Genomic DNA, 4,056 nt, shown 5'->3' on the forward strand with positions numbered 1-4,056 from the left:
ATTATAAATATATCGCATTTGGTAAAGCCAAAGTTAAGTTTAATGGACGAGATATTACAGAAAAATGTATATTAGTCTACTCTGAAGGATTTAATAATTCTGGACATATGTTGGATAAAGATGGTCAGTATATAATTTACTTTAATAGGAACCATATAAATATTGCTCATGTTGCTTGTTTGAAAAGTGAGTCAAATCCAGCCTTCAGGTATTACCCTAAGAAGGAACCATTTGTTTTGCCTTCAAAATATTCTAAGCTCGAAGCACTAGAAATGGACTTTACAGATGATAACATTCAAGATGACTGCAAGTTACGAAAATGGGATAGCGTGAACTTAAAGAGTGTTGTTAGAAGAAAGAACTATTCTTTAAGTATAAAAAAAGACATGGGGATAGTTGGAACTAGAATATGTGAGGGCTTTTAAAGAGATTCATTTAATTTTTGGTAAAGACTTATAAAAAGCTAGTCTTTGTTAAGAGTATTTTTTTGAATTTTTGGCGAAATCCTCGAGCGAGGTCGCTCCGCTTTCTAGACTTGGTGTTTATGTGCTCTTTTCTCGGGAGACAGAGGATGTCTCCCTCAGTGTGATACCCCTCTCGTCAAAACTGTCCTTTGGGACACTTTTGGCCGCGAGTGGTTACTTAACGACTTGGAAGTCCCAGAATTTTGGTTTCTTAGATTCGTCACCAGATGATGGTTTTCTTTCAAGGTTTTCATCAGGTGAAATTTGAGACTGTCTCTTTTAGTTGGTAGTCCGAAATCCATTGCTCATTTTGTTGAGTGTTTTGCTTGGTCTTTTCCCAGTGAAGCTTTTGAACTTTTGGTGCTTGATATGACTGAGCAAAAACTGTTGAGCTAAAAATTGTTAGAATGCAAATAATTGTTTTCATTGCTTTTCTCCACGTATGTCATATCTATTATCGGCGACAGTTGGTGATATCCTTAGCTAATAGCGTAAAATTACGAGAAAAAGTTGTCGGATTCCAATGTTTTTGGGAAGATAGAGGAGTATATATCTAAAGCTCAGGGAGGATGCTTTGTCTGGAGAAAAGTCTAAAAATAAGGCCGTCCTAGGTCTTATGGCCATGGTTGGTGTCTTTTTCGTCGTACTTGTTCTATTTTCTGTCTATACAGTAAAAGTTATGAAGGGCGCTGATAAGAGCGGTGTAAGCTTTGGTGCTTCCTCGTCTAAAGATAAGATTGCAATTATTGAAGTTGAAGGTGTCATCCTTAAGTCTAAACTTATCATTGAACACTTATTAAAAGCAGAAGAAATGGATAATGTTAAGGCCATTGTTATGAGAATTAATTCTCCTGGTGGTGGTGTTGCTCCAACGCAAGAAATCTATGATGAAATTAGAAGAATTGATGAGGCCTATACAAAATCTAAAGGTAAAGAGAGTAAACCAGTTTACGCTTCTTTCTCTTCGATGGCCGCAAGTGGTGGATACTATCTTGGTGCAGCGACTAGAAAGATTTGTGCACTACCGGGAACAATCACAGGATCTATTGGGGTTATCATGCAATTCATGGATCTTTCAAAACTCTATGACTTTGCTAAATTAAACCCACAAACGATTAAAGCCGGACGTTATAAAGATATTGGACAGCCAACTCGACCTCTAACAGCAGAGGAGAAGGGGATCATGGATAAAATGATTCAAGGTGTTCATAAGCAATTTATCTCAGATATTAATAAGACTAGAAAAGACAAAATTAAAGGCGATATCACTGAGCATGCTCAAGGACAAATCTTCTCAGGTGAAGATGCGATGAAAATTGGGCTCGTTGATGAGATGGGTGGACTATGGGCCTGTGCTAGAGGGATTCACAAAGAGTTAAAACTTGAAGGTGAAAAACCAGAGCTACTCTACATCAAGAAAAAGAAGAAATTCAATTTCCTTGAAGCTATTGGTGATTTAGAAGAGGCCTCAACATTTATAAAGGATATGGTTAAGAGTTCGAATACTCCGATCATGATGTATAAGTAATATGGAAATATATCTTCAATGGTTACAAAATAATTTACTAACTGTCGTTGCAGTTGTTTTCACTGTCATTCTTGGGTATCACTACCTCATTGAGAAAGACACTGGAGCTAAGCTTTCGAAGAGATATCGTAATTCGATTTACGAAGCGCAGTCGAAAGTATTCCTAAATGCGACTCAGTACCTCATTAGCGGTAATCGCGATTTGGCCATTAAAGAATTTCTTAGTGCGGTTGATATTAACCGTGAAACAATTGAAACATATTTTGCATTAGGTGGACTCTTTAGAAGTAATGGAGAAATTGAAAAGGCCATTTCTATTCATAGAAGTCTCATTGCAAGAGAGAATATTTCAGAGTCTCATAGATTACGTGCCCTCACTGAATTGGCCATAGACTTTGATAAGGGTGGCTTTGTTGATAAGGCCATTGAAACATATAAAGACGTTCTTAAAATCAATAGAGACCAATTCCAAGTTATTACGGCCCTATGTCGTATCTATGAAGATATTGGCGATTGGGATTCAGCCTATAACTATAGAATTATGCTCTCTAAAGTTGGACATGAAAATCAATCTGAAACGATTTCACATATTCTTGTTCAAAAGGCAAAGGGACAATTTGAAAATGGTCAAATTGGAAAGTGTGAAGAAGATCTTGAAGATGCATTTAGATTCGCACCAAGTGTTTCGGCAAAGATCTTAAAGATTAGAGTTCTCCTTAGTGAAGGAAATGTTGACGAGGCCAAGTTCTACTTGCTTGAACTACTTAAAGAACAGCCTATGTATGCATCATTTGCTTTTGAGTCACTAGAAGAGGGTTTCAAAGGTGATGAGAATGTAAAAGAAATGTACTTCCAAAGATTAAAAATTCTAACAGAGTACTTTCTGGGATTAAATGATGATGACTTAACAAAGTCTGAGTCTGTTGTTCTTACGAAAGTTCGCCTCCTTAAGAGAAAACAAGACTTTGAAAAGGCCTATGAGTTGTTAAAGACTTGGATTGAAAATGATGGGCATCAATCTGAAGTTCTAAAGTCAGAATATATAAAAATTCTTATCGAAATGAAAATGAATGATGAGGCCGTGGCCCAGACGAAGCAGATGTTAAACAATATGCACCAAACATTGACTAAGCACTACTGTAAGGAGTGTGGGTATAACTCAGATGATATTTTCTGGAGATGTCCTCAGTGTCATGAGTGGGAGACGATTCAATTCCGTTGGAAGGTTTAAAGTGTTAAGAAAGATGAAACTTATATTTCTATTTTCAATACTGGCCATGCTTGGATCAAGTTCTTATGCTAAGAAAAGCAAGCATATGCCTGTGCGCTATTTGAATAAAATCTACGGACAAATTCATCAGAATGCTTCTCGCTTTTCAAGAGTTGTTTCTACATTTGAGTGTGGACAACCTTTTAAAGTTGCAAGTGGTGATGATAGAGGCTTTACTAAAGTTATCTACGCAAGTTATGAAGGGTTCATTTTGACGAATCACCTCTCTAAATCACGCCCTAAAGATTGTTGGCAAGATGAGTATCGCAAATATTTTGATTTTATGAATCTTGGGATCTCTGAAATGCACCACTGGGGAAGACTACAAGATCTTTTCCTGGAAGGGGAGGTTATGCCATGAAAAAGCTAATCATCGCTTCTCTTCTTTTCACTCAGTTCTCGCAATTTGCTCAGGCTCAAAGCCAAGACCTTCCTGTGCAAAATGACTTTGTAGACTTTAATAATATTAAGAAAATCCTTAAGAAGGATGGTCTTGAGAAGACAGTTCAAAAGAAGAAAGTTACATACGCTAAGCAGAAGAAGCAGAAAAAAGATAAAACTAAGCAGCTCTATAATTTACCCGCAGAAAAAGATTTCTGGAATATTATGGCGCAATATTGGCTTGTTAAGAATCAAGTGATTCTAAAGTGGGACTTTCATAAACCTGACTATGGATTAAATGAGTATTTTAGAAGTTTCTTGAAAGATATGGGTGAGTATGGAGTGAAGTATAAAATTCTCTATGTGAACTCTTCGAATGTGACTCATTTTGGCCTTCCGCTAGGGAAGGATCA

At 36.8% G+C, this 4,056-nt stretch carries 6 protein-coding genes; 5 read left to right on the forward strand and 1 reads right to left on the reverse strand.

Going from position 1 to position 4,056, the window contains the following annotated elements; all coding sequences use genetic code 11:
• On the forward strand, window positions 1-425 hold a 425-nt coding region (locus tag M901_RS10000), incomplete at its 5' end, for a hypothetical protein (protein ID WP_034721696.1).
• Window positions 426-717: 292 nt separating this feature from the next.
• Here M901_RS10000 and M901_RS17535 read toward each other — a convergent pair.
• Complete coding sequence (locus M901_RS17535; protein ID WP_021278084.1) at window positions 718-891, reverse strand: hypothetical protein; 174 nt, start codon at window positions 889-891, stop codon at window positions 718-720.
• A 147-nt stretch (window positions 892-1,038) separates the two neighbouring features.
• Between M901_RS17535 and sppA the strand changes: the two genes are divergently transcribed.
• The 4 genes from sppA to M901_RS10020 form a co-directional block, all read left to right on the forward strand.
• Entirely contained in the window at window positions 1,039-1,992 is a 954-nt protein-coding gene (sppA, locus tag M901_RS10005; RefSeq protein WP_021278081.1) for a signal peptide peptidase SppA, read from the forward strand.
• Window position 1,993: 1 nt separating this feature from the next.
• On the forward strand, window positions 1,994-3,223 hold the full coding sequence (locus tag M901_RS10010; RefSeq protein WP_021278086.1) for a hypothetical protein: 1,230 nt from the start codon (window positions 1,994-1,996) through the stop codon (window positions 3,221-3,223).
• A 13-nt stretch (window positions 3,224-3,236) separates the two neighbouring features.
• Window positions 3,237-3,623 (forward strand): hypothetical protein, encoded by a 387-nt coding sequence (locus M901_RS10015; protein ID WP_157679947.1) that lies wholly within the window; start codon window positions 3,237-3,239, stop codon window positions 3,621-3,623.
• Window positions 3,620-4,056 (forward strand): hypothetical protein (locus tag M901_RS10020; protein ID WP_021278082.1); only part of this gene is annotated, 437 nt, incomplete at its 3' end. The genes M901_RS10015 and M901_RS10020, both read left to right, overlap by 4 nt.

It is taken from the genome of Bacteriovorax sp. DB6_IX, assembly GCF_000447775.1.
In the GTDB taxonomy this organism is placed as follows: Bacteria; Bdellovibrionota; Bacteriovoracia; order Bacteriovoracales; family Bacteriovoracaceae; genus Halobacteriovorax_A.

What these genes read in the sequence shown, in the direction of transcription:
- M901_RS17535 (WP_021278084.1), bottom strand. Translation starts at nt 891, where the DNA reads ATGAAAACAATTATTTGCATTCTAACAATTTTTAGCTCAACAGTTTTT.
- M901_RS10010 (WP_021278086.1), top strand. Translation starts at nt 1,994, where the DNA reads ATGGAAATATATCTTCAATGGTTACAAAATAATTTACTAACTGTCGTT.
- M901_RS10015 (WP_157679947.1), top strand. Translation starts at nt 3,237, where the DNA reads ATGAAACTTATATTTCTATTTTCAATACTGGCCATGCTTGGATCAAGT.